Source organism: Komagataeibacter saccharivorans, assembly GCF_003207825.1.
Taxonomy (GTDB): Bacteria; Pseudomonadota; Alphaproteobacteria; order Acetobacterales; family Acetobacteraceae; genus Komagataeibacter; species Komagataeibacter saccharivorans.
On sequence record NZ_NKTY01000002.1, the window covers coordinates 167,817 to 192,173 of the forward strand.

Consider the following 24,357-nt stretch of genomic DNA (forward strand, 5'->3'; position numbering starts at 1 on the left):
TTTTCATGATTGTCTTTTCAGGGGACAATAAGAATAGGAAAAGGTTTCGATCCCGTCATGATACAGCGATCTGTCATTTGGCATATGGCTGACAGAAGTCAGGATTTTGCGTGACTGACACCATGCATGAAGATACGCCTCTCCCGCGTCGTATCCTGCTTGTGACCGGGTTGTCCGGCGCAGGGAAATCCTCGATTCTCCGCATTCTGGAGGATCTGGGGCATGAGGTGATCGACAATCCTCCGCTGGGCATGCTGGATGAAATCGTGGCCCGTGCCGAACGGCCCGTGGCGGTGGGGGTGGATTCCCGCACCCGTGGCTTCGATGCTTCCGCCGTGCTTGCCGCCCTTGCCCGGCTGCGCGTCAATCCGGCGCTGAATGCCGAACTGATCTACGCCACGGCGGAGGAAAGCGTGCTCCTGCGCCGCTATACCGCCACTCGCAGGCGTCACCCGCAGGCAGCCCATGGCACCGTAAAGGAAGGGATCGAAGCTGAAATCCGGCTGACCTCCCCGCTGCGCGAAGCGGCCGATGTCGTCATTGATACCTCCGACCTGCCACCGCCGGAACTGCGCCAGCTTGTCGAAGCCCGGTTTGGCGAATGGTCGGCGGGCGGTGTGGACGGGCTGACCGTGGCGCTGATGTCCTTTGCCTTTCCCGCCGGCCTGCCGCGGGAAGCGGACATGGTGTTCGATGCCCGTTTCCTGACCAATCCCTATTACGACCCAGCCCTGTCCGCCATGACCGGACTGGATGCGGCGGTTGCGGATTATGTGGCGCGCGATCCCGATTATCAGGAATTCCTGGACCGGATGGCGGGGCTTCTGGACCTTGTCCTGCCGCGCTTCGTGCGCGAAGGAAAGAAATACGCGACCATCGCCATCGGCTGTTCGGGGGGGCGGCACCGTTCCGTCACCCTTGTCGAAGCGCTTGCGCGCAGGCTTGCGCAACGGGCGGAAAATGCCCATTCCCCTGACGCGTGGCCGGTCGTGGTCATGCATCGTGAACTGGCCCGTCAGGGCCGCAGCAGCTGGCGCTGGGCCAACCGCCCGCGTGGACTGTCAGAGACAACGGAGCGGACAGCCCACACATGATCGGTCTTGTGTTTGTCATGCACGGTATTCTGGGTGAGACCCTGAAGGGGGAACTCGAACATGTCGTGGGTCCGCAGGGGCAGGCGACGGTGTTCAATGTGACCCCTGCGACGTTACCCGGAACCTGTCGCTGTGGGTTGCTGGAAGCCATCGACTCCGTTGATAGCGGGCAGGGGGTCATCCTTTTGACCGACATGTTTGGCAGCACGCCATCCAATGTTGCGATATCCGTCCTGCAGAACGATCGGGTGGAAGTGCTGACAGGTGTGAACATGCCCATGCTGGTCAAGCTTGCGCAGATGCGCGGCCATGCCAGTATGCAGGACTGCCTGAACGGGGCGGAAGAAGCGGGCAGGCGTTACATATCGGTCGCATCGCACCTGCCGCCGGCCTGCCTGTCCGGTACGGGGGACTGTCTGGGCCAGATCGATGGCGTGGCCGGTCATGGTGGCTGATCGCATGGCGCAGGATACGTCGCACGAAGCACAGGCCCGTATCGTGAACCAGCGCGGGCTGCATGCGCGCGCCGCCGCGCGGTTTGTGACGGTTGCGGAAAAATTCGACGCTACGGTCGATGTCATCCATGTGGACATGACGGTTTCGGGCCATTCCATCATGGGGCTCATGATGCTGGGGGCAGGCAGGGGCGAGACGATCTGCATCCGTACCCAGGGGCCGCAGGGTCCGCAGGCGCTGTCGGCCCTGCTCAGGCTGGTCCGGGCCGGCTTTGATGAAGACGACTGAACGCCGCCCCGCGCGTCGGGGGCGGCCAGGTGAAATCCGGCTTGAAGGTCAGCCTGTCTCTCCCGGCGTTGCGATCGGTTATGCCGCGATCGCGCATGAACCGGCCCCGCCGCCGGTCGATATGGCACGGCGCGACTGCGATCCGGCCCATGAACGCACGCGCCTGCATGATGCGATCAGCCGCTCCGTCGCCCAGCTTGGTCGGCTGCATGACCGTCTTGCCCTTCTGCCCGAGGACGGGCAGGTGGAAATCGGTTCCCTGCTGGAAGTCTACCGGCGCATGCTTGGCCCTTCGCGCCTGCGTCGCGGGATCGAGGGACGACTGGATCAGGGCATGGTGGCCGAAGCCGCCGTCATGCAGGAAACCGAAGCGCTTGCGGGCTTCATGCTCGCCCCGCCCGGCAGGCCCGCACCGGAAGGGGAAGACGCGGTGGCAGCAAGGCGCCGCGCGGGGGAGTTTCGGGAAATCGGGCGCAGGCTGATCCGAAACCTAAGCGGCACGCCCTACCGCTCTTTTTCTGCCCTGCCCGATGGGGCCATTCTGGTTGCCGAACAGCTTCGCCCCGCCGATGCCGCCCTGATCGATCCGTCGCGTATCGCCGCCGTGGTGACGGAAGAAGGGGGCAGCACCGGGCATACCGCCATCCTGCTGCGCGCGCTGGGTATCCCGGCGGTTCTGGCTGCCCATGGCCTGCTGGCACAGCTTGGGCGGCGGACGCGGCTTGTGGTGGATGGCACGACGGGGCAGGTCATCGTGCGTCCGTCCACCCGCACCGCCGCTGCCGCGCGGGTCGATGTCGCCGCCTATGCGCGCGAACGCCAGATGCTGGGCCGCCTGCGCAGGCTTCCGGCCCGGCTTTCCAGCGGGGAGGTCGTGACCCTGCAGGCCAATCTGGAAATCCCGGCCGAACTGCCCATGATCGCGCAGTCCGGCGCCGGGGGGATCGGACTGCTGCGCAGCGAATTCCTGTTCATGAATGCGGAAACCCTGCCCGATGAACTGCATCAGGAAGCGGTCTACCTGCCCCTGATCGAAGCGATGGCCGGGGACCCGGTGACGATTCGCGTGGTGGACTGGGGCAGCGAAAAAAACAGCGATGCCCTGTCGCGTGCCGGGATTGGCGAAAGCGGCGATACCAATCCCGCCCTTGGCGTCCGTGGCATCCGGCTGCTGCTTCAGCATCGCGGCCTGCTGGAAACGCAGTTTGCCGCCATCCTGCGCGCGGCCCGTGCGGGACCGGTGCGGGTGATGCTGCCGCTGGTCTCATCCGTGGGGGAATTGCGGGCCGCGCGTGACATCTATGCCCGCATCGGACGCAGGCTGCGGCGCAAGGGGGTGGAGATACCCGACCCGCTGCCGCCCCTGGGCATCATGATCGAAACGCCAGCCGCCGCCCTTATGGCGGATGTACTGGCGCAGGAAGCGGAATTCCTGGCCATCGGTACCAACGACCTGACCATGTACACCCTTGCGGCGGACCGGGCGGCGACGGATGTCGCGGCGCTGTATGATCCGTTCCATCCCGCCGTGCTGCAACTGGTGCGCATGACGGCGGATGCGGCCCTGCGACATCGCAGGCCGGTTTCCCTGTGTGGGGAAATGGCATCCGATCCGATAGCGGTGCCCCTGCTGGTCGGGTTGGGAATACGGTCCTTTTCCATGCATGCCTCCGCCGTGCCGCGCGTCAAACGCGCGATCCGGGCGCTGGCCATGGATGACTGCCGCCGCATGGCCTGTCGCGCGCTGGAAGCGGCCGACGGGCGCGAGGTCAGCACCATGCTGATGGATTACGCCGCTGCCGCGCGACAGCCTGCGGATGAATAAGGCACCGCCGGTTGCATGCCCCCTGCCATGGCGTGACGTGGACGGGGTACTGGCCGCTTGGGGGCACCAGCCATGGCTGGCCTGTCTGGACAGCGGTGGTGAGGTGGGGCCGCGCGCGCGCTGGGTGATCGTGTGCCGTGAACCGGTGCATGTGATTGTCCAGCATGCCGGAAGGTGCTGGCTGGATGGTGCGGCCACATCCCATGATCTGGCAACACAACTGCGTCTGTGCGTCCCGGCGGGGGACTGTCCGGCGGAGGTTCCGTTTGCTGGTGGGGCCATCGGTTTTATCGGTTATGGCGTGGGCCAGCGGATGGAGGGCGTTTCCACGCGGCATGAGGGCGAAGCGGGGGAGCCGGAAGCCGCCTTTGGCATTTACGATCATGCCTTCGTTCTGGATCGTGAACGGAAGGAAGCATGGCTGGCGGCATCAGACCCCACGACCATGCCCGCCGGACGGGTGGCGGACCTCCGCCAGCAATGGGATGCGATCGCACCGGCGGGGGATATGCCTGCGCTGCCACATCTGGATTTCGTGGCTGATCAGGATGGTGCAGCCTACAGGGCCAGCGTGGCGCGTACGGTTGAACGGATCGCGGCGGGGGAAGTCTTTCAGGTCAACATCACAGGGCGCATGCGCGCGGACCGCCCCGCCGGGCTTGCGGCAATTGATGTCTACCGGACCCTGCGTGCCGGGTCTCCCGCGCCTTTCGGGGCGTTTCTGGGCGGCGATGGTACCTGCGCGCTGCTCAGCGCCTCGCCCGAGCGGTTTTTATCCCTCGATGCGGAAAGGACGATACGCACACGCCCCATCAAGGGCACGGCGCCGCGCGGCCTGACCCCGGTAGAAGATGAACGTCTGGCCCGCCACCTGCGCCACGATGCGAAAGAACGGGCCGAAAACCTGATGATCGTTGATCTCATGCGCAACGATATCGGGCGTGTGGCCGCACTGGGCAGTGTGGGTGTGCCCGAACTGTTCGGGGTGGAGCGTTTTACCCATGTGCATCACCTGGTATCGGAAGTGACGGGGCAGTTGCGCGGGGGATGCGACGCGTTTGACCTTCTGGACGCGACCCTGCCGCCGGGGTCTGTTACCGGCGCGCCAAAACATCAGGCCATGCAGATAATCGACGAACTGGAAGCCTCGGCCCGGGGGGCCTATTGCGGGGCCGTGGTGTGGATCGGGTGTGATGGCGCGATGGACAGTTCTGTCATCATCCGTTCGCTGGTCATGACACGGAACCACATTATTGCCGCGGCAGGGGGCGGGATTACGTATGATTCCGATCCGATGCGGGAATACCGCGAAATGCAGCTTAAAATCGCGGCCCTGCTGGGTATTTTCAGCACCCGGCCCGATGAAGGTGATCCTGCGTCATGACCGTGCCCACGGCCCTGCCGGTATGGCTGAACGGTCGCCTTCTGCCAGCGGGTCAGGCGCATATTGATCCGGCGGATCGTGGTTTTCTGCTGGGCGATGGCCTGTTCGAGACCATGCGCGTCGCCAATGGGCAGGTAAGTCATTTTTCCCGGCATATGGACAGGCTGGCGGACGGTGCGCGTGCCCTCATGCTGGCGCCGCCCGACCGGGAGCGCATTGCGGCAGGCGTGCATGAAATGCTGGCGGCCTGCGATCTGACGGCGGGTTCGCTCCGGCTGACCTGCACGCGGGGGACCGGGCCGCGTGGATTGCTGCCACCTGTGGACGGCACCTCCACCGTGCTGATCACGGCTTCGGCGGGTGTCGTTCCCCCTACCCCCGTAAAGCTGGTTACGGTGGAATACCGGCGTGACGAGGACAGCGTCCTGTCGCGTATCAAAAGCCTGAATTACCTGCCTTCCATCCTTGCCCGTATGGCGGCGGCACGGGCGGGGGCCGATGACGCCCTGATGCTCAACCGCGCGGGATATGTGGCGGAAACCAGTGCCAGCACGCTGCTGGCCTGCATTGACGGCCAGCTTGTCACCCCGCCCGTAACCGATGGGGCACTGCCTGGCACCGCCCGTGGCGTCCTGCTGGATGCGGGGCTGCTGCATGTCCGCCGCCTGTCGCCCTTGGCGCTGCATCGGGCAACGGCCATCCTTACCGTCAACAGCCTGGGCGTGCGCGGCGTCCACATGCTTGATGGGCGTGACGTGCCCGTCATGCCCGACCTGCTGACGGCCGTGCAGGCATGCGTCTATCCCTGATTTCTGCCCCATAGGGGACAGTCATGGCATTTCGCTTATTGCCCCTGACGGCGCGGTTGGACTAATCCACCCGCATTGGCTCATTTCCAGCTTGCGTGAAAGGTCACCCGCTGATGACCCCCCCCAAGACCGTGCCGGTTCGGCGTGCCCTGATTTCCGTTTCCGACAAGACCGGCCTGCTTGACCTGGCCCGCGCCCTTGTCGCCCATGGGGCCGAGATCCTCTCCACGGGCGGCTCCGCCCGCACCCTGCGTGAGGCCGGTATCGCGGTGCGCGACGTGTCGGAGCATACCGGTTTTCCGGAAATCCTCGATGGTCGCGTCAAGACGCTGGTGCCGCAGGTGCATGGCGGCATTCTTGGCCGTCGTGATCTGCCCGCCCATGTCCGCCAGATGGAAGAGCACCAGATCGCGCCAATCGACCTTGTCGCGGTCAATCTTTACCCGTTCGAGGCCACGGTTGCTTCCGGCGCGGGGGCGGAGGACTGCATCGAGAATATCGATATCGGCGGTCCGGCCCTGATCCGCGCCGCAGCCAAGAACCACGCCCATGTCGCGATCGTGACCGATCCGGCGCAGTATGCCGATGTCATCACCGCGCTGGAAAATGGCGGCACCACGCTGGACCAGCGTACGAAGCTGGCCGGGGCGGCCTATGCCCGCACGGCGGCCTATGACGCCGCCATCGCCGCATGGTTCGCTGGACAGGAAGGCGAGATCCTGCCGCCGCGCATGATTGTTGCGGGCGAGAAGCGCGAAAGCCTGCGCTATGGTGAAAACCCCCACCAGAAGGCCGCTTTCTACACCGATGGCAGCAACCGCCCCGGTGTCGCCACGGCCCGCCAGATTCAGGGCAAGTCCCTGTCTTACAACAATATCAACGATACCGACGCGGCGTTCGAGGCCGTGGCCGAGTTCGATGAGCCTGCGGTCGTGATCGTCAAGCACGCCAACCCCTGCGGCGTTGCGACAGCGGCGACACAGGCGCAGGCATGGGACAATGCCCTGCGTTGTGATCCGGTTTCGGCCTTCGGTGGCATCGTGGCGCTGAACCGCACGCTGGAAGCTGAAGCGGCGGCGCGCATCGCCACCCTGTTTACGGAAGTGATCGTCGCCCCCGACGCAACGGAGGAAGCCCGCCAGATCCTCGCTCGCAAGAAAAACCTGCGCCTGCTGCTGACGGGGGCCCTGCCCGATCCCGCGCAGGGTGGGGTGGTTGTCCGCTCGGTAGCCGGTGGGTTCCTGGCCCAGACGCGCGATAGCGGCCGCATCATGCCGGATGCGCTGAAGGTGGTGACGAAGCGTGCGCCGACTCCGGCTGAAATGGCTGACCTGATCTTCGCCTTCCGTGTGGCCAAGCATGTCAAGTCCAACGCGATCGTCTATGCGAAGGACCAGAGCACGGTTGGCATCGGGGCCGGCCAGATGAGCCGCGTTGATTCCGCGCGCATCGCCGCGACCAAGAGCGCGGATGCCGCAAACGCAGCCGGTATCGACCATCCGCTGACCCAGGGCAGCGTCGTGGCGTCGGATGCGTTCTTCCCGTTCGCCGACGGGCTGGAAGCCGCCATCGCCGCCGGTGCAACCGCCGTGATCCAGCCCGGCGGCTCGATCCGGGATGATGAGGTGATCGCCGCGGCCGACAGGGCGGGCATTGCCATGGTGTTCACAGGTATGCGCCATTTCCGGCACTGATCCGAACACACGGCCCTTGCCTGCATGGCAGGGATGGAATGAGATGACACGGTCCGGCCAGATGCCGGTCAGGCTAGATGAGAGACGGGTATCTGCATGGACATTTATCGACATTCCCCCTGCCGCCTTCTTGCGGGCGTGTTTGTGGCAGCCAGCCTTGTGGGCGGCAGCGCCCATGCAGCCGACAGAAAAGGGGCCGTGCAGCATCCCGCGCCATCCACGCCAGCCGTTGCGCAGCCCGCACTGGTATTCGATATCGCGCCCCTGCCGGTCACGACGGGTCAGGTCACGCAATATATCCTGACGGCGTCGGGGCAGGTGTCCGGCCTGCTGCTGGCTGATGGCACGCAGGTTTTCTGTACGCACGAACTGGGCGACAGCCTGCCCGGCATCGTCCGCCCCGGCGAGCAGGTGACGGTAGCCGGGCTGAAGGGCGTAGGCAGGCCCATCGTGCGCGCCTATGCCGTGACCGGGCCACGCGGGCAGCGTATTGCCGATGTCCGTTCCGCCACGGCTGTCGCACCATCTGATTCCCCCAGCATCGGGCCGGATGTTCCGGTCGATGGCACGATCCTTGCCCCGCTATATGACATGCAGGGCAAGGTGCAGGGCGTTATCATGCGTGATCACAGCGTGATTTACGTGGGTGAAACCAATGCCACCCGTCTTGCCGCATGGCTGCGGCCGGGCGCCACGCTGCATGCCATTGGTATCGGTGTTGCCGGTGAGCGCGGGACGGCCATCAACGCGCGTGAAATCGGCCCGGATATCAGTCAGGCCATCCATATCGAACCCGCTGACGCACCGCCGCCCGGCGCGTTTCCGGGCAGTTCGGGTTATGATGTCATTCCCGGTGGTTCGACCGCCGAATAAGGGGGCGGACAACGCATGCGCGATAAAAAAGATGCGGGGATGGGGCGTTTGTTTGCCGCCCCTTGCTTGACAGGTTATTGCTGCATCGTTAGCTAGCGCCTGCACCCTATGGGAGGTGCGAGAAGTGGATAAGGATAACAGGCCTTCAGGCGAGTCCTTTGACCGGCGACTGGAAGCTGCCCGTGAGCGCGTCAAACCGCGCGCGGCAGCCGAACAGGCCACCGGTGGAACGATGTCCGATCTGGGGCTGGTGCTCCGGGCCGGGACGGAACTCGTATCGGCGCTTGTGGTCGGGGTTGCGATGGGCTGGGGGCTAGACCACTGGCTGCACTCAAAGCCCTGGTTCCTTATCGTGTTCTCGCTTTTCGGGGGTGTGGCGGGTGTGCTTAATGTCTGGCGTCTTGTCAGGCCCGATGCCATAAACACGAAGGCAGACGGGCCGGATAACGGCTCAGGACGGATATAGGGAAGAACGAAGTTGGCGGCCGGATCATCCATCGACGCGCTCGGTCAGTTCGAGCTCCATCCAGTTCTGGGAGTACTTGGTGAATCCCTGCGGTTCAGCCAGTCCCCCATGATGATGATTGTCGCCTCCATTGTGGTTCTGGCGTTCCTGTATCTGGGCATGCGTCCGGCGGCCGTGGTGCCGGGACGGCTCCAGGCCGCGGCAGAGATGTGCTACGATTTCATCTACAACATGGCGGTCGATACGATCGGCGCTGAAGGACGGGCGTTTTTCCCGTTCGTGTTCACGCTGTTCTTCTTCATCCTGGCCGGTAACTACCTCGGCCTGCTGCCTTTCTCCTTCGCCTTCACCAGCCATATCGCCGTGACGCTGGCGCTGGCGCTGATGGTGTTCTGCCTCTCGATCATCGTATCGCTCAAGGTGCAGGGGGCGAAGTTCTTCGCCCACTTCATGCCCGCCGGCGCGCCCAAGGCGCTTGCCCCGCTGCTGATCCCGATCGAGATCCTTTCGTTTCTTTCACGTCCCGTGAGCCTGTCGATCCGTCTGTTTGCAAACATGGTCGCCGGTCACGTGATGTTCGACATGTTTGCCGCCTTCACGATCATGCTGGCCGGTCTGGGCTTCTTCGGTGATGTGATCGCCGTTGGTCCCGTGGTCATCAATATCGCGCTGATGGCACTCGAATTGCTGGTGGGTGCCCTGCAGGCCTACGTGTTTGCCATCCTTACCTGCATCTATCTGAGGGAGGCGGTGGCCCACTAACGGGTCGCACGCCGTCTTCCATCGCTTCAATCCAGAACGTCTGAAACAAGGAAAACAAGACATGGATATCGCAGCAGCCCGTGAAATTGGTGCCGGTATCGCCGTTATCGCCCTCGCCGGCGTTGGCATTGGCCTTGGTAACATCTTCTCCACGCTGGTCAGCAGCATCGCGCGCAACCCGTCCGCACGTCCGCACGTGTTCGGTCTCGGCATGCTGGGCTTCGCCCTGACGGAAGCCGTTGCCCTGTATGCGCTGCTGATCGCGTTCCTGATCCTGTTCGTCTGATACGCTGGAGGCGAACATGGCGCGCGCCGTGGTGTATGAAAACATCCGAAGGGCGGGGACCTTGCTGGCCTCGTCCGCGCTGGCTCTGCCGCTGATGGCCATGGTCGCCCCTGGCGCGCGCGCCGAGGGCATGCCCCAGCTTGATTTCGGCAATCCCTATGTCATCGGTCAGGTGGTGTGGGGCGCTGGCATTTTTCTGGTACTCTATCTTCTGCTGAGCCGTTCGGCCCTGCCGAAGGTGGAAAAGGTCCTGTCGCTGCGTCGCCAGACGATCGAGACGGATCTTGGTATCGCGCACAAGGCCAAGACCCGCGCGGACGAAGCAGTGGCCGAACTGCATACGGCACGGCGTAATGCCCTGGCGGAAGCACAGGCCAATGTGGACAAGGTTGTCGAGGAGGCACGTCTTGCCGCCGCCCGGCAGACCGAGGAAATGAATGCACGGCTGGCTGCGGAAATCCATGATGCCGAAACCCGCATTGCGCAGGCACGCGGAACGGCACTGGCATCCGTGCGTGAGATTTCCACAACGACGGCGGAAACGCTGATCCATCAGTTATCCGGCATTGCCGCCCCGGCCGATTTCGTGACGGCAAAGGTCGGTTCTGCTGCGGCAGCACGTGGTCTCTGACCCGCGCTGCCCAAGACAGACAGGTCATAATCATGTTTCATGATCCCCGTTTCTGGTCGGCTGTTGCCTTTGTCCTGTTCTTTGTCCTGTTCGGGCGCTCACTGTGGAAGCCCCTGGTGAGCGCACTGGACGGACGGGCGGAACGCATCCGCGCCGAGCTTGATGAAGCCGCGCGCCTGCGCCGCGAGGCCGAGCAGATGCTTGAGGACGCCACCCGTGACCGGGAAGCGGCCATTGCCGAGGCCAAGGAACTGGTCGAACATTCCCTGCGGGAAGCCGCCATCATTGCGGAACAGGCCAATAAGAATGCCGCCGCCGTAGCCGCCCGCTGCGAACAGATGGCAAAGGATCGTATTGCATCGGCTGAACGCTCCGCCCTGCGGGAAGTGCGTGAAATGGCCATTGAAATCGCCATTCAGGCCACGGGTGAGACGCTGGCCGCCAGCCTGAACGCCGATACCGATGGCAAGATCGTTGACAAGTCGATCAGCGACATGCCGGCAGTCCTTTCCCAGCGCGCTGCCTGACAGCCCTTGCTGACAGCCGCAATGTCGGAAATACGCGATGGGGCGGATGACGCCCCTGTTGTTTCCATCATCGCCGCCGTGCTGGACGAGGGGGAGAACATCCGCCCCCTCTGTCAGGAAATAGCGGCATCCCTGCACCAGTTGCCTGTAGCCGAGGTCATCTTTGTCGATGACGGCAGCACGGATGATACGGTTGCGGCCCTGAAGGCCGTAAGGGATGACGGTATCCTGCCAGACCTGCGTATCATCAGTCATGACCGGCCCTGTGGTAAATCCGCGGGTCTGCGCACCGGCATGGAAGCCGCGCGGGGCGAATGGGTCATCACCCTTGATGGGGATGGTCAGGACAACCCCGCCGATTTCGCACCCATGCTCGACCTGTGCCGTTCGGCCAGGGGACGTGCCCCGCTTGTGGTGGGGGTGCGCACCAAGCGGCGCGATACCCTGTCGCGCAGGCTGGCGTCGCGTTTCGCCAACGGCCTGCGCAGTCGCCTGCTGAATGATGGCTGCCCCGATACCGGTGCTTCGCTCAAGGCGTTCCGGCGGGCCGATTTCCTCTGTCTGCCCCAGTTCGAGGGACTGCACCGTTTCCTGCCTTCCCTTATGGGGCGGCGGGGCGTACCGCTGGTGTGCATGTCGGTCCATCATCGCAACCGGCTGCACGGATCTTCCAAATATACCAATTTCAACCGGGCCATCGTAGGCGTCCGGGACATATTGGGTGTCATGTGGCTGAACAGCCGCGCCAGGATACCGAAACGCGTTACCGAACGCTGAAGGGGCCATGCCATGACGCGTCTGACGTTGCGCCACTATATTCTGGTGGCGCTGTCCGTGTTTGTCCTGTTCCTGCCCGGGCGGGCCACGCTGCCGCCGCTGGATCGTGACGAACCGCGTTACATGGAAGCCACGGCGCAGATGCTGCATGGTGGCGACTATGTCGATGTCCGCTTTCTCGATCAGCCCCGCTACCTGCAGCCTGCTGGCATTTACTGGCTGGAAGCGGCTGCCGTCCGCCTGACCGGCATGCAGGACACGCACGCTGTCTGGCCCTACCGCATTCCCTCACTTCTGTCTGTCACCGCTGCCGCCGTCCTGACCGCGTGGATTGGGGCGGCGCTGTTTGGCCCTGCCTGCGGATTGCTGGCCGCGGCCCTGCTGGCCGTGTCCGTGCTGATGACGGCGGAAGGGCGGATGGCCACCATTGATACCACGCTGCTGCTATGCGTGCTGCTGGCGCAATGCGGACTGCTGCGGGCCTATCTGGACCGCGAACGTGATCTTGCAACGCCTCTGGCTGCAGCGCTGCTTTACTGGACGGCGCTGGGGTGTGGCCTCATGCTTAAGGGGCCGGTCATCCTTATTCCCGGTTTTGGCACGCCGCTGGCCCTTGCGCTGGTGGAACGGCGCATCGACTGGTGGCGGCGTCTGCGCCCTTCATGGGGATGGCTGCTGATGCTGGCCATTGTCGTGCCATGGTGCGTGGCGATTGGTGTCAAAAGCCATGGGGATTTCTTTTCCCGTTCAGTCGGTCGCAATTTCCTTGGCAAGGTGGCGAGCGGGCAGGAAACACACGGTCTGCCGCCGGGCTATCACCTTGCGGTTTTCGCCCTTGCTTTCTGGCCGGGGTCGCTGTTCGCGGCCATGAGCCTGCCTTTTGTGTGGGCGCGCCGGTTTGAACCGCATGTGCGCTACCTGCTGTGCTGGATCGTGCCGCACTGGCTGGTGTTCGAAGCCATCGCCACCAAGCTGCCGCATTACGTGCTGCCGACCTATCCCGCCATCGCCATCCTGACGGCTGCTGCCGTCGTGTCCTATTCCTCCCGCTGGGAATGGCCGCATGCGATATGGGCGCGGGGTGCGCTTGCGGCCTATGCGGTGCTCTGGTTCACGCTGGGTTCGGTTCTGGCATTTGCGGGTCCGGTGCTGCTGTGGCGGATGGAAGGCACCTTTTCCCCCGCAGCCATGTTGATCCCGGCCGGTGCGTTACCCCTGCTGGTGCTGTCGGGTTATCTGATCGTGCATCGGGATATGCTGCGCGCCGTCATGGCTGCGGTGGCGGCTGCGGTCATTATCCATGTGGGGCTTTTTTCTACTGTTATTCCACGTTTGCAGACCATCTGGCTCAGCCCCCGCCTTGCCGCCATGGTTGATGATCATCGTCCCTGCGCGCAGACGGTCGTGGCTTCCATATCGGATTCCGAACCCAGCCTTGTTTTTCTGCTGGGTCAGAATACACGGCTGATGGGCGCCACGGCAGCAGCGGACTTCCTGCAACAGAACCAGAAATGCGCTCTGGTGCTGGTCGGCGCACAGGATCTGGTGGCCTTCAGCACCCGCGCCATGCAGGATGGACTGGACCTGCATGAACTGGGACAGCAGCGCGGGTTGAATTATTCCACCGGCAAATATCTCGATATCGGGCTGTATGGCGTGATCCGCCAGCCGGACTGATCGGCCCTAACGTTCCCATACCTGCGCCCACAGGACTTTTTCTTCTTCGTTCAGGGGGAGGGAAAGTCTTTTGCCGTCCCGGGCGGATCGTGCGGCGGTTTCCAGCACAGCCATGACGGCAATGGCCTGTATGGGGGGAACCGGGTTCGCGCGGTGGCCCATGACGGCATCACGAAGCAGCGCATAATAGATCCGCTGGTCGCCCGGTGGAGAGGGCACGGCGCGGGGTGTATCCGTGCCATCGAATACCAGCATGTCGTCAGGGTCCGCGCCCCAGCCATCGGCACCGGGAACCATGCCCGTGCGAAGCTGGGTTTCCTGCTGGTCCGCTGCGCGCTTGAGCAGCGTGCCACCTGTGCCATGTACCGCAAAACGTGCGCCGGGCCATGCTGCGAGCATGCTGCAATGCAGGCTGACGCGCATCTGCCCGTAGAGAAGTATCACCTGCGCCCAGTCATCAATGCTGGCGTCATCGCGCTGGCAGGCAAGCGTGGCCTGTATGGAATCCGGCAGGCCGAACAGTTGCAGGGCCTGGTCGGCCAGATGGGGGCCAAGGTCGAACCACAGGCCACTGCCGGGCATATCGGCTTCGCGCCAGCGGTCGCGCACCTGCGGACGGAAACGGTCCATACGGGATTCAAACGTGGTCACCCGCCCAATCATTCCGGCATTCAGGCCGTTGCGGATTGCCAGAAAATCGCTGTCCCACCGCCTGTTCTGGAAAACGGACAGGATTCTGCCACAGCCCTGTGCCTCATCGGCCAGTGCGCGGGCCTGCGCCAGATCAAGGGTGAAGGGCTTGTCCACCACCACATGCAGCCCCGCATGCAGGGCGGCGCGTGCCAGTGGTGCATGGGTTTCGTTGGGGGAGGCGATCACCACCATATCGAGATCGGGCAGGGCAAAAAGCGCATCGGGCGTATCCACCACCTGAACCTGCGGCCAGTCCTGTGCCACGAGGGCGCGCTGCCCCGAACTAATGGCGACCAGCGCCAGACCGGGTGTTGCGTCAATAAGTGGCGCATGGAATGTGCGCCCGGCGAATCCATAACCGACAATCCCGACCCGTAGTGGCCAGCGTGATGGTGTGGGCATCTGTTGCCTTTCTTCCGGTGCATTACGGCAGGACCCGTTTTTGCAGCAAACTGCTTCCGGCGGCCAGATGCCCGGACCGGCGACGAACGCGGTCGTTTGATGGCGGTATGGAAGCGGGGAAAGCGGGCCTCGTCTTTACCCTTTTCCGGCGAACAGTCCCTGTTGCAGCCAGTTTTTATGGCGCGGGGCTGCGCGACCTGTCCAGACTATTCCCATTTTGGAATAACTGATTGATAAATAAAAGTTTTTGGGTGCCACCTTTTTGAAAAAGGCTTCACCAAAAACTTCTACGTAATCTGCACGAACACGACCTATGCAAGACTGCTCCGCCACCAGCCGTCGCAGTGAGGGATAAGGTTAACCCGCATCCCGATGCAGACGGTATGCCCGCCTGCCCCGGTCAGGATGTTCTCGCCCGGATGGCGTTAAACGCTCAGAACAGCAGGATCATACCGCCGGAAGCACTGTTGTCGCTTTCCTTGTACGGTCCGTGTGCTGCCGAACTGGTATGGGCATATTCCGCCACCAGATTCAGCCAGTCCGTCATTTTATAGTAGGCGGCGCCCACTTCGGATTCATTGCGGCGGACCAGATCCGGATCATCCTCGCCCGGTGCCTGATACAGGTTACTGACACCATAGCTGCCCACCAGTTTGAAACGCTTGGTGAAGTTGTACATCATCTGGACATAATAGCCTTCCGATGCACGCTTGCGGCCGTTGCTGGCCACGCCATCAAAGAACAGGCCGGTCGTGCCCAGCCCGCTGCCACGGTAGTAGTAGCCGACGAACTGCGCGGGTCCGTAGGTCAGCTTCGTGCCGATTTCACCCGCTTCCGCCGTAACGCCACGCTTCTGGCCCGGATTGACCGCCATATCCGCCGTGGTGGTTGTGGCCATGTTGTAGATCCCGCCACTGGCTTCAAGCAGGGCCGTGTTGACGGTTGTGGTCCGGCTTACGGTCAGGTCCTGCTGGTGCTGGGTCAGGAAGCTGGCCCAGATGCGGGCACTCAGGCCGCCGATCTTGAAGTCATAGGTCACCTTGCCCTGGATCATGGGCGAGCTGTGCTGGGTGGAACTGGCCGAATAGGCATTGCCATTGGCGTCATCGCCCGAGAAATCGAATTCATCCAGCGGCTGCAGGATGCCGATCGTGCCCTGGAACCCCTTGATGGTGGGCGACTGATAGGAAATCTGCGGAATCCAGTCCGCATACACATAACCCACGCCGATACGGCCCAGCGAGGTATTGCCCGGCGCCGAGTTGCTGCCTGTTGAACCGACACTCAGCAGCGTGGCGTCATCAAGGATGGCGTCGCCGCCAAAGATGCCAAGGTCACGACCAATCTTGAACGTGCCCCATTTCTTGTTGCCCGCCGTCACGTAAACCTGACGAAAATCGATGCCGGCGGTTCCCAGCCCGACCGGGCTACCACCCGTATTGGCGTTGAATGCGCCGTTCTTGGCATTGTTGATGCCAGGATACATGCCCATCACGGCGGCAAGGTCGATGCCGTTCTGGGTGGTCTTGAGCTTCAGGATCAGGCCCGCGGGCAGCAGGCCGTTACGCAGCGCGGAGGAATCGAACCCGCTCGATCCGGTGGAAACACCGCCTGCAACCGGATGGCCGCCAGCCGGGCTGTTATAGGTGTAAAAGCCGTTGATGAAGCCGGACAGGTTGATGTCGATCGGCCCTGCCTTGAAGGTCAGGCCGCCACCGGGCACGTATTTGTCCACATGCACCAGCGATGAACTGTCCATGGTATGCTGGGCTGCAAGCCATGTGGATTCTGCCGATGCCGCGCTGGCCTGCGCACTGGCCGCCGCCTGCTGGGCCTGCGCCAGTACATCGTTGGGGTCCATCCCGCCACCGATGTCGATCTGGCCGGGCGGCTGGATTTTCTGGCCCATGGCGGTGCGCATCTGGGTGTGGGTGGATGCGGGAATGATGGTACGACGCTGGGCAGGCATGTACTGCTGCGCACGTGCGGCGGAGGCCGCTTCGCGCGCATGCTGCATATGATGGGCCAGCAGGCCGCGGTATTCGCCCTGTGTCAGGCTGCCCTTCGCCTTCAGGATATCGAGGAGTTCACTGTAATCATCAGCACGCGCGTCTTCAGGGCAGGCAAGGGATGCCCCGCTACTTGCCATAACAACTACTGCGCCAATACGCGCCAATTTTCCAGCCGACATAGTATTAAACTCCCTGTCCGCATTCCTGTTGTATAAAACCCGGCGGGTCAATGGGGGCTGGTGGCTGTCCCAGGGCGCGTATGTCGACGGAACCGGGGCATGAGCGTGCAGGGATTCTTCCTTGCACGCGCAGGGGAAAAACAGCGGGTTTCCGATGGGCGGAAGGAATTTGTTAGCAAATATTCCTTTTTTTTTATGCAAGGTTCAAAAAACAGTCATCCTGAAAAAGCTGTGTGTTTCCCGACCGGTTCCGTACGATATTGCAGTACGCACCCGCCCGGAACGGAGATGAATGGTCCGGATACGAAACATTGTATCGGATGCATCAAACAATCGTGTGCGCATGAATTTCCAGATTCTGTTCAATAAATCAGATGGGGGCAGGGGTTCATCCAACCGGAAATACAGCACACAGCATCACAAAGCTGTGTTTATATTTTATTGACTTAATTCTTGACTGTAACCTGCGGGCCTGCCTCACCACCCAGCAGGGCGCGGGCCTGACGCCACGCGGTTTCCAGCGCCTCGACCATCGTGCCCTGCGGGGCGGTCCAGTCCAGTGCATCATCGCCGGGCAGAGTCACGCGTGCGCGCCAGCAGGTGCCGCCGTTACCGTCGGGTTGCCGGTCGATGTTTACGGACCAGTCGTCGGGAATGCGGGACAGGACGCGCGTCAGCCGTTTTTCAGGCGTAAGCGGCGTGGCGTAATTATGCGACATGACGGTGGCTCCTTTCGTGTCTGTATCGATCCTGCCCCTTGACGGGGGCAGGGATAAGCCCAAAAAACGCAGGTCCTGACCGCATCCAAGGATATATCTGCAGTGTCTGCCTTTCCCGGCCTTATTCCCGATGATTCCGTCGATGGCGTTGCCCATCTGATCCAGACAGCCCTGACACCCGTCTTCATGCTGTCCGGCATCGGTACATTGCTGAACATGTTCAACACCCGGCTTGCCCGCGTCAGTGATCATATCGAGACGGTGCGCGACAAGCTGGAAAATGCGGATGACACCACGGACACCAAGGGAAAGGACAGCACCAGCGTGCTGCTGCGCCGCCTGACCCACCTGCATTACCGCACGCTGCTGCTGGATGCCGCGATCCTGTTCGCCGGTGTGGGCGGCGCATCCGCCTGCGGGTCAGCTTTCGCGCTGTTTCTGGGCAGCGTGCGGGATTCCGCCATCGCCTGGTGGCTGGTGCTCATGTTCGGCAATGCGCTGGTCTGCACCGTTATCGCGCTGGCCATGTTCCTGGGGGACAGCATCGTCGCATGGCACGGCCTGCGGGTAACGACGTTCCTGCCGCACAGGCGCGACATGCTCAATAACATGGCCCTTGAACAGGACTGATCGCCGCACGGGGCTGGTTTCAGGGGGCGGGATCAAGGCTGAACGGGTCAACCGCATACTGTTCCAGCGCAATGTCGCGGGTCATCATGCCGTGGGCATGCAGGAAGGCGGCAAAGGCCCGGTAGCGCGGTATGTTCAGCAGCGCGGGCTGTTTGCACAGCCGCGACAGCGTCGCCTGCCACGCCGCATGGTTCAGCGGGGTGTCGAGTTCCGGGTGATCGTGGATCGCCTGCGCCAGAATGGTGTCGGGGTGGTTGATAAGCGTATTCGTTCCTTCCGCCAGTGCATCCATGAAGGCGCGTATCCATGCCTCACGCACATGATCCCGTCCCACCAGCAGGACCAGTTCATCGGACATGGGCACGCCGTGCTCCTCGGGGAAGAAGGCTGAAACCCTGACGCCTTTCTGTTGCAGGTCGATCAGTTCATAGGTCCGCACGGCCCCGATCACCGCATCCACCGCATGGCTTATGATTGCCTGTTCAAGCTGGAAATTGACATTGACCTGATGCACGTCGGCAAGGCCAAGCCCCGTCGAATGCAGCATCGCGTCCAGCGCCGCATCATCCACCCCCGGCATGGAAATGCCGACCGTCCTGCCCTTCAGGTCCGCAATGGTATGGATGGTGTCACTGGCGATCAGGACGTTGAGCGGCGTGTCAATCAGCGTGCCCACGCGCATCAGCGGAATGGACTGATCGGCCAGCATGCCCAGTTGTGTCTGGTAGGAAACGGCCATATCCGCCTGTCCCGCCGCGACCAGACGGGCGGGCGATCCGGGATCGGCAGGCGCGATCAGCCTGACATCAAGTCCATGGCGGGTGAAGGCGCCGCTATACTGCGCGGCCAGCAGGCTGGCATGATCGGCATTGAGGAACCAGTCCAGCACCACGGTCACCTGCCGGTCGGCGGCGCGCACGGGTGTCGTCACGACCATGCAGGCCAGCAGCCCCAGCAGGGCGAAAAGATGATGGACAAGGGTGCGCATGTGCCTTCCTTCCAGCGTATCAGCGACGGATGGCAGGCAGGGCGCAGGCCCGGTGGGCCATGGCAGGACGCCTCCCTTCGCTGGCATGACCCAGATCAGGTTCAACGGGTGTGATCTCAGCCCGGCACTTCTGTTGCAGGGCACCCCGGTCGGGCAGAGAGTGTGTGAAGGCGGCGTCGCCCGTCAAGTCACGGCTTGCGGACCGTGCGCGATGGCAGGTTCAGCCTGCCGTGCCGCGCATTTCCCGCCGTGCGCACAGGGGCAGCAGCACAAGGAAGTAGCTGAAATAATACAGTGTCGCGATCCGGCCCACGATCATCCAGCCCCCTTCGGCATGGTGGCGTCCAACCAGCCCCATCAGCACGAAAGCCGCCACCAGCCCCGCCATGCCAGCCCGGCACAGCGGACGCGAGCGGGCCGAACGGATGGAGGATCGGTCAAGCCATGGCACCGCGAACAGGATCGCGATTGATCCCCCCGCCGCAAGCAGGCCGCCGAATTTTGACGGAACAGACTGCAGCATCCCGTAAAAAGGCAGGAAATACCATTCCGGTTCGATATCGGCGGGCGTGTGCAGGGGGTTGGCGGGACGGTAGTTTTCCGGTTCGGACAGCAGGTCGGGCCACAGGAAGGCGAGGGCTACGAACACCAGTGCGAATACCACCAGCCCGGTCAGGTCCTTGGTGGTGTAGTACGGATGGAAAGGGACGGTGTCGCGCGCATTCACGGGTTTGCCGGTCGGGTTGTTCGGCCCCGGCACATGCAGGGCCGCGACATGCAGCCCGACAATGGCGACGATGGCGAAGGCCATGACAAAATGCAGCACGAAAAAGCGGTGGATGAAAATATCCCCCAACTGGTCGCTGCCTTCCATGATGTGTTCAAGCGTGGGGCCGATAACCGGCACGGCCCCCACCGCCTTGCCCGCAACATCCGCCCCCCAGTAGGACATCTGCCCCCATGGCAGGACATAGCCCGCAAAGGCGGTGACCATGACCATGACCAGCAGCCCCAGCCCCGACAGCCACAAAATCTCGCGCGGCTGTTTGTAGGAGCCATAGTACAGCCCCCGGAACAGGTGGATATACAGTGCGGCCATGAACAGGCTCGCCCCGGTGACATGCATGGCGCGCAGCGCCCAGCCGCCGGGCAACTGGCGTTCGATCATCTCGATGGACATGAAAGCGCCTGCCGCGGTGGGCGTGTAGTTCATGGCAAGGAAAATGCCGGTCGCCAGCATGAGCACCAGCACGGCGCACAGGATCGCCCCGAAATTCCACAGCGCGTTCAGATTACGCGGCATGGGGAAGTCCACATATTCCTTGCGGAAAGCACTGATGACAGGAAGCCTGCGGTCAATCCACGAAAGGACGCCGCCACCCGATGCGGGTTCCGCGTGGGGGGGAATGTTTTCGGGGAGGCCGGACCCGTTCATTCTTGTTTCCTGAATTCAGACAAAGAAAGATCAGCCACGGGTGTAGCAGCCCCGCAGGCGGCAGGCACCTTTCTTTTTGGAACGCCCCGCCCCCGCATGGGAAGGGCTGGCTTGCACACAGGCGGGCACCGTGGCGCATGACGGAAACCGCGCGCGACCGGATCGTGCGATCCACCGGGCAGGCAGGCTCCGCATGGACTGTCGTTGACGCGCAGATGCGCGCACAGGACCGCTCAGGGCGATTTTCCGAATGACAGTCTGTTTTTTAAGGAAAGTGGCGCACCCGAAAGGACTCGAACCTCTAACCCCCAGATTCGTAGTCTGGTGCTCTATCCAGTTGAGCTACGGGTGCGCTGTGAGGCGGTTTCTAGCCGACACGGCTGACCCCTGCAACCCCCTTTTTTTGCTTATGGAAAATTTTTTCATCCCCGCCTGCGCGCCAGCAGCCGTCTGGCCCTGTCTACGGTCCATGTGCGGATGTGTTCCATGTAAAGATAGACCACCGGCGTGGTGTACAGCGTCAGCAACTGACTCATCATAAGCCCGCCCACCACCGTAATGCCCAGCGGGCGGCGCATTTCTATGCCGTAGCCGCTGTTGGTGATGAGTGGCACGGCCCCAAGGGCGGCGGCCAGCGTGGTCATGAGGATGGGCCGGAAACGCTGGATGCAGGCGTCATGGATGGCATCGCGCGGGGAAAGTCCCCGGTCGCGTTCGGCATGCAGGGCGAAATCCACGATCAGGATGGCGTTCTTTTTCACGATCCCGACCAGCAGGATCATCCCGATCATGGTGATGAGCGAAAATTCCTGCCCGCTGGCCCACAGCGCCAGCACCGCCCCCACCCCGGCGGAGGGCAGGGTGGACATGATGGTCAGCGGGTGGATGTAGCTTTCATACAGGATGCCCAGCGTCACGTAGATCGTGAACAGGGCCGCGATGAAAATCAGTACCTCGTTGATGATGGCTGACTGGAACTGGGCCGCCTGCCCGGTGAACCCGCCATGGATGGAAGGAGGCACATGCAGCCTGATCATGGTGTCCGCTATGGTGGCGGATGCGTCGCTCAGCGCCATGCCGGGGGCAAGGTTGAAGGAAATGGCGGCGGAAACGAACCCGTCCTGATGGGAAACGGTGATGGCGGTGGGACGCGGCACCAGACGCGCCACGTCGGAAAGCGGGATCATGGTCTCGGTGGAGGAGGATACGGCCGAGCCGTTCGACGCGGCACTGCCCCCCGCCAGCCGGTTGGCGATCTGGTTGCGAAAGGACTGCTGGCTGAGCTGTGTGCTGCGGCTGGCCTGTATCCCGGCCTGCGTCGTGACGCGCACGGTATTGGATACCGTGCCGCCGCCGGGACTGCCCCCGGCAGTCGAGACGCGGAAGCTGTTCAGGATATCGGGCGATGTCCGGTACTGGTCGGCAACTTCCATCACCACATGATAGGTGGTGAGGGATGTCGAGATATTGGATGCGGCGCGCTGGCCAAAGGCATCGTACAGCGTGTTGCTGACCAGTTGTGGCGTGACAAGGTAGCGCGCCGCAAGATCGCGGATGATGTCGGCATGGATCGCCGCGCCGTTATTCATGACATTCGTGGTCACATCGCGCAGGGCCGGGGCCGTGCGCAGGGCGGCGGCCAGTCTTGGCACCCATGTATAGATGTCATCGGCGCTGTCGCTGGTCAGCAGGTAGCGGTACGCGCCTTCCTTCTGCCGTCCGCCGCCGCCGCTTATGTCGCCTGCCGAAAACAGTGAAATGTCGAGCCCCGGAATATCCTCCAGCCGTTTATGGATGCGGGCGATCATGTCGTCCGGGCTGTCATCGCGCCGGGAACGGTCGATCATCTGCGCGAAAGCCTGGCCTTCGATATTGGTGTCCCCGGAAAAGGCGATGACCTCCTGCGTGTCCCTGTCCACCATCATCGCGTCACTTATGGCGCGGATTTTCTGCGTCATGGCGGGAAAGGACGTGGTCTGGTCGGCCCGGAAGAAGTTCATGACCAGGGCCACGTCCTCCTTCGGCAGGATGCCCTTGGGCATGAACACGATCACCGCAATCATCACCCCAAGGCTGAGCGGCAGGGTAATGGCGGTCAGGACATGATGGCGCAGCGCCAGTGACAGGGAGCGTTCATAATGGCGCAGCAGCCACTGGTACCCGCATTCCAGCCTGTCGCCCGCGCGGTGCGGCCAGCGCCGCCACCATGGTGCGGTGGCATCGGGGGGCGCCTTCTCGCCCACTTCCAGAAACAGGCTGCACATCATGGGCGTCAGGCTCAGCGCCAGCACCAGCGAGACCGTGACGGTGATCGCCAGTGTCATGGAAAACTCGAAAAACACCTTGCCCGGTGTGCCCGCCAGCAACAGCAGCGGCAGGAATACCGCCACCAGCGATATGGTGATCGACAGCACCGTAAACCCGATTTCACGCGATCCCCGTAGCGCGGCAGCCTTGCGGTCCATCCCGGCTTCCATGTGGCGGGCGATGTTTTCCAGCACCACTATGGCGTCATCCACCACGAAGCCGGTCGCGATCGTCAGCGCCATGAGCGAGAGGATATCGAGCGAGAAATGGAACAGCGCCATGAACGCCAGCGTACCCGCCAGCGAAATGGGGACGGTAATGGCCGGGATCAGGGTCGAGCGCACCGTGCGCAGGAAAACCAGCACCACCCCCACCACCAGCACGACCGATGCCAGCAGCGTCCACTGCGTATCCGCCAGCGATGCACGGATGGTAACGGAACGGTCCATGGCCGGGACAAGTGTGACCCCACGCGGCAGGGCCGCGCGCAGGGTGGGAACGCGGGCCTTGATCTCATCGATGACGTGGATGACGTTGGCCCCCGCCCGGGGACGGATGATGGCCATGACGGCGCGGTGACCGTTCAGGAAGCCGATCTGGCGTTCGTTTTCCACACCGTTACGCACGCTGGCCACGTCCTGCAGCCTTACGGGACGGCTGTCACGGTAGCCGATGACCAGGTTGCGGTACTGCGCCGCCACGCGGGCCTGATCGTTGGTGGCCAGCGTATAGCGGGTGGTGTCGTTTTCTATGATGCCCTTGGGCGTATTGGCGTTGGCTGAAGCAAGGGCTGAACGGATGTCCTCGAACCCCAGCCCGTATTTGAACAGGGGCCACGGATTGATTTCCACCCGCACGGCAGGGGCCGAACTGCCCGCGATTTCCACCCAGCCTACCCCCTGTACCTGCGACAGCAGGGGCTGCAGCCGGGTCTTGGCGATGTCGTACAGTTCCGATACCGGCTGCGTGTCCGATGTCAGGGCAAGGATCAGGATGGGGTTGTCGGACGGGTTGGCCTTCCAGTACTGCGGCTGGGACTGAAGGGTGGCGGGCATGTCCGCGCGCGCGGCGCGCAGCGCAGCTTCAACATCGTTGGCCGCCGCGTCGATATTGGTGGTTTCGTTGAACGTCAGCAGGATGAAGGCGGTATCCTGGCTTGAATCGGATTCAATCTCGCTGACACCCGCGATCTGTCCCAGCCTGCGTTCCAGCGGGGTGGTGACGGAACTTGCCATCTGCTGGGGTGACGCACCGGGCTGCGTGGCCATGATGTAGATGACCGGCACGGCAATATCGGGCAGGTCGCCCACCGGCAGCACCCGATACGCAAACAGTCCGGACAGCAGGATGGCTGCGGCCAGCAGCGTGGTCGCAACCGGGCGCAGGATAAAAACGCGGCACAGGTTCATCGACTGTGACCGACCCTGACCTTCATGCAGTCCA

The 24,357-nt window shown here is 62.9% G+C and carries 22 protein-coding genes, 1 tRNA gene and 1 riboswitch; of the genes, 16 read left to right on the forward strand and 7 right to left on the reverse strand.

The features are described from left to right. Nucleotides 1-122: 122 nt before the first annotated feature. The 15 genes from rapZ to CFR79_RS02685 all read left to right on the forward strand — a co-directional run bounded on the left by rapZ (nt 123) and on the right by CFR79_RS02685 (nt 13,549). Entirely contained in the window at nt 123-1,094 is a 972-nt protein-coding gene (rapZ, locus tag CFR79_RS02615; RefSeq protein ID WP_102324945.1) for an RNase adapter RapZ, read from the forward strand. Beyond that, nucleotides 1,091-1,549, forward strand: a complete 459-nt coding sequence (locus CFR79_RS02620; protein WP_102324944.1) for a PTS sugar transporter subunit IIA — start codon at nt 1,091-1,093, stop codon at nt 1,547-1,549. The genes rapZ and CFR79_RS02620 overlap by 4 nt, the downstream gene beginning before the upstream one ends. After that, nucleotides 1,539-1,838 carry an HPr family phosphocarrier protein gene (locus CFR79_RS02625; protein WP_162900412.1) on the forward strand — a complete coding sequence of 100 codons (300 nt, stop codon included), beginning with the start codon at nt 1,539-1,541 and terminating at the stop codon, nt 1,836-1,838. The genes CFR79_RS02620 and CFR79_RS02625 overlap by 11 nt, the downstream gene beginning before the upstream one ends. Next, entirely contained in the window at nt 1,825-3,663 is a 1,839-nt protein-coding gene (gene ptsP, locus CFR79_RS02630) for a phosphoenolpyruvate--protein phosphotransferase (RefSeq protein ID WP_102324943.1), read from the forward strand. Before CFR79_RS02625 ends, ptsP begins: the two co-directional genes overlap by 14 nt. Next, nucleotides 3,656-5,047 carry an anthranilate synthase component I family protein gene (locus tag CFR79_RS02635; protein WP_110546834.1) on the forward strand — a complete coding sequence of 464 codons (1,392 nt, stop codon included), beginning with the start codon at nt 3,656-3,658 and terminating at the stop codon, nt 5,045-5,047. The genes ptsP and CFR79_RS02635 overlap by 8 nt, the downstream gene beginning before the upstream one ends. Continuing rightward, nucleotides 5,044-5,856: an aminotransferase class IV gene (locus CFR79_RS02640; protein ID WP_110546835.1), complete on the forward strand. Its 813-nt coding sequence runs from the start codon at nt 5,044-5,046 to the stop codon at nt 5,854-5,856. The genes CFR79_RS02635 and CFR79_RS02640 overlap by 4 nt, the downstream gene beginning before the upstream one ends. 113 nt (nt 5,857-5,969) lie before the next feature. Continuing rightward, entirely contained in the window at nt 5,970-7,550 is a 1,581-nt protein-coding gene (purH, locus tag CFR79_RS02645; RefSeq protein ID WP_110546836.1) for a bifunctional phosphoribosylaminoimidazolecarboxamide formyltransferase/IMP cyclohydrolase, read from the forward strand. Between the two features lie 96 nt (nt 7,551-7,646). Continuing rightward, nucleotides 7,647-8,423, forward strand: coding sequence for a hypothetical protein (locus CFR79_RS02650; protein WP_110546837.1), 777 nt, complete (start codon nt 7,647-7,649; stop codon nt 8,421-8,423). A gap of 124 nt (nt 8,424-8,547) precedes the next feature. Beyond that, nucleotides 8,548-8,889 carry an AtpZ/AtpI family protein gene (locus CFR79_RS02655; protein WP_102324938.1) on the forward strand — a complete coding sequence of 114 codons (342 nt, stop codon included), beginning with the start codon at nt 8,548-8,550 and terminating at the stop codon, nt 8,887-8,889. A 12-nt stretch (nt 8,890-8,901) separates the two neighbouring features. Next, nucleotides 8,902-9,651, forward strand: a complete 750-nt coding sequence (locus tag CFR79_RS02660) for a F0F1 ATP synthase subunit A (RefSeq protein ID WP_102324937.1) — start codon at nt 8,902-8,904, stop codon at nt 9,649-9,651. Between the two features lie 61 nt (nt 9,652-9,712). Next, a complete protein-coding gene (locus CFR79_RS02665; RefSeq protein WP_003616715.1) occupies nt 9,713-9,937 on the forward strand; it encodes an ATP synthase subunit C family protein in 225 nt (74 codons plus the stop codon). Nucleotides 9,938-9,953: 16 nt separating this feature from the next. Then, entirely contained in the window at nt 9,954-10,568 is a 615-nt protein-coding gene (locus tag CFR79_RS02670) for a F0F1 ATP synthase subunit B family protein (protein WP_102324936.1), read from the forward strand. 32 nt (nt 10,569-10,600) lie between these two features. Then, entirely contained in the window at nt 10,601-11,095 is a 495-nt protein-coding gene (locus CFR79_RS02675; protein ID WP_102324935.1) for a F0F1 ATP synthase subunit B family protein, read from the forward strand. Nucleotides 11,096-11,116: 21 nt separating this feature from the next. After that, entirely contained in the window at nt 11,117-11,872 is a 756-nt protein-coding gene (locus CFR79_RS02680; protein WP_110546838.1) for a glycosyltransferase family 2 protein, read from the forward strand. A 12-nt stretch (nt 11,873-11,884) separates the two neighbouring features. Continuing rightward, the gene (locus CFR79_RS02685; protein WP_110546839.1) at nt 11,885-13,549 is read left to right on the forward strand and encodes an ArnT family glycosyltransferase; all 1,665 of its coding nucleotides are present in this window, start codon (nt 11,885-11,887) and stop codon (nt 13,547-13,549) included. Nucleotides 13,550-13,555: 6 nt separating this feature from the next. Here CFR79_RS02685 and CFR79_RS02690 read toward each other — a convergent pair whose 3' ends face one another. The 3 genes from CFR79_RS02690 to CFR79_RS02700 all read right to left on the reverse strand — a co-directional run bounded on the left by CFR79_RS02690 (nt 13,556) and on the right by CFR79_RS02700 (nt 17,554). Beyond that, a complete protein-coding gene (locus tag CFR79_RS02690) occupies nt 13,556-14,644 on the reverse strand; it encodes an oxidoreductase (protein WP_110546840.1) in 1,089 nt (362 codons plus the stop codon). A 433-nt stretch (nt 14,645-15,077) separates the two neighbouring features. Then, nucleotides 15,078-16,835 (reverse strand): porin family protein, encoded by a 1,758-nt coding sequence (locus CFR79_RS02695; RefSeq protein ID WP_181417337.1) that lies wholly within the window; start codon nt 16,833-16,835, stop codon nt 15,078-15,080. A gap of 446 nt (nt 16,836-17,281) precedes the next feature. Next, nucleotides 17,282-17,554, reverse strand: a complete 273-nt coding sequence (locus CFR79_RS02700) for a hypothetical protein (protein ID WP_110546842.1) — start codon at nt 17,552-17,554, stop codon at nt 17,282-17,284. A gap of 102 nt (nt 17,555-17,656) precedes the next feature. Here CFR79_RS02700 and CFR79_RS02705 point away from each other — a divergent pair, with 102 nt between their 5' ends. After that, entirely contained in the window at nt 17,657-18,184 is a 528-nt protein-coding gene (locus CFR79_RS02705) for a DUF2721 domain-containing protein (protein WP_165927309.1), read from the forward strand. Nucleotides 18,185-18,203: 19 nt separating this feature from the next. Here CFR79_RS02705 and CFR79_RS02710 read toward each other — a convergent pair whose 3' ends face one another. From CFR79_RS02710 to CFR79_RS02725, 4 genes are all read right to left on the reverse strand, one after another. Beyond that, entirely contained in the window at nt 18,204-19,121 is a 918-nt protein-coding gene (locus CFR79_RS02710) for an ABC transporter substrate-binding protein (protein ID WP_408884555.1), read from the reverse strand. A gap of 106 nt (nt 19,122-19,227) precedes the next feature. Beyond that, nucleotides 19,228-19,330, reverse strand: a riboswitch (TPP riboswitch). Between the two features lie 62 nt (nt 19,331-19,392). After that, nucleotides 19,393-20,607: a cytochrome b gene (locus CFR79_RS02715; RefSeq protein ID WP_110546844.1), complete on the reverse strand. Its 1,215-nt coding sequence runs from the start codon at nt 20,605-20,607 to the stop codon at nt 19,393-19,395. A 275-nt stretch (nt 20,608-20,882) separates the two neighbouring features. Then, nucleotides 20,883-20,959 (reverse strand) — tRNA-Arg (locus CFR79_RS02720). Between the two features lie 70 nt (nt 20,960-21,029). Beyond that, entirely contained in the window at nt 21,030-24,323 is a 3,294-nt protein-coding gene (locus tag CFR79_RS02725) for an efflux RND transporter permease subunit (RefSeq protein WP_110546845.1), read from the reverse strand. Nucleotides 24,324-24,357: the final 34 nt, after the last annotated feature.

Bases quoted from the DNA above. Each gene is read 5' to 3' on its own strand.
- CFR79_RS02725 (WP_110546845.1), bottom strand. From the start codon at position 24,323: ATGAACCTGTGCCGCGTTTTTATCCTGCGCCCGGTTGCGACCACGCTG.
- CFR79_RS02670 (WP_102324936.1), top strand. From the start codon at position 9,954: ATGGCGCGCGCCGTGGTGTATGAAAACATCCGAAGGGCGGGGACCTTG.
- CFR79_RS02650 (WP_110546837.1), top strand. From the start codon at position 7,647: ATGGACATTTATCGACATTCCCCCTGCCGCCTTCTTGCGGGCGTGTTT.
- CFR79_RS02695 (WP_181417337.1), bottom strand. From the start codon at position 16,835: ATGTCGGCTGGAAAATTGGCGCGTATTGGCGCAGTAGTTGTTATGGCA.
- CFR79_RS02620 (WP_102324944.1), top strand. From the start codon at position 1,091: ATGATCGGTCTTGTGTTTGTCATGCACGGTATTCTGGGTGAGACCCTG.
- CFR79_RS02715 (WP_110546844.1), bottom strand. From the start codon at position 20,607: ATGAACGGGTCCGGCCTCCCCGAAAACATTCCCCCCCACGCGGAACCC.
- CFR79_RS02690 (WP_110546840.1), bottom strand. From the start codon at position 14,644: ATGCCCACACCATCACGCTGGCCACTACGGGTCGGGATTGTCGGTTAT.
- purH (WP_110546836.1), top strand. From the start codon at position 5,970: ATGACCCCCCCCAAGACCGTGCCGGTTCGGCGTGCCCTGATTTCCGTT.
- CFR79_RS02640 (WP_110546835.1), top strand. From the start codon at position 5,044: ATGACCGTGCCCACGGCCCTGCCGGTATGGCTGAACGGTCGCCTTCTG.
- rapZ (WP_102324945.1), top strand. From the start codon at position 123: ATGCATGAAGATACGCCTCTCCCGCGTCGTATCCTGCTTGTGACCGGG.
- CFR79_RS02675 (WP_102324935.1), top strand. From the start codon at position 10,601: ATGTTTCATGATCCCCGTTTCTGGTCGGCTGTTGCCTTTGTCCTGTTC.
- CFR79_RS02685 (WP_110546839.1), top strand. From the start codon at position 11,885: ATGACGCGTCTGACGTTGCGCCACTATATTCTGGTGGCGCTGTCCGTG.
- CFR79_RS02710 (WP_408884555.1), bottom strand. From the start codon at position 19,121: ATGGTCGTGACGACACCCGTGCGCGCCGCCGACCGGCAGGTGACCGTG.
- CFR79_RS02635 (WP_110546834.1), top strand. From the start codon at position 3,656: ATGAATAAGGCACCGCCGGTTGCATGCCCCCTGCCATGGCGTGACGTG.
- CFR79_RS02680 (WP_110546838.1), top strand. From the start codon at position 11,117: ATGTCGGAAATACGCGATGGGGCGGATGACGCCCCTGTTGTTTCCATC.
- ptsP (WP_102324943.1), top strand. From the start codon at position 1,825: ATGAAGACGACTGAACGCCGCCCCGCGCGTCGGGGGCGGCCAGGTGAA.
- CFR79_RS02625 (WP_162900412.1), top strand. From the start codon at position 1,539: ATGGTGGCTGATCGCATGGCGCAGGATACGTCGCACGAAGCACAGGCC.
- CFR79_RS02700 (WP_110546842.1), bottom strand. From the start codon at position 17,554: ATGTCGCATAATTACGCCACGCCGCTTACGCCTGAAAAACGGCTGACG.
- CFR79_RS02665 (WP_003616715.1), top strand. From the start codon at position 9,713: ATGGATATCGCAGCAGCCCGTGAAATTGGTGCCGGTATCGCCGTTATC.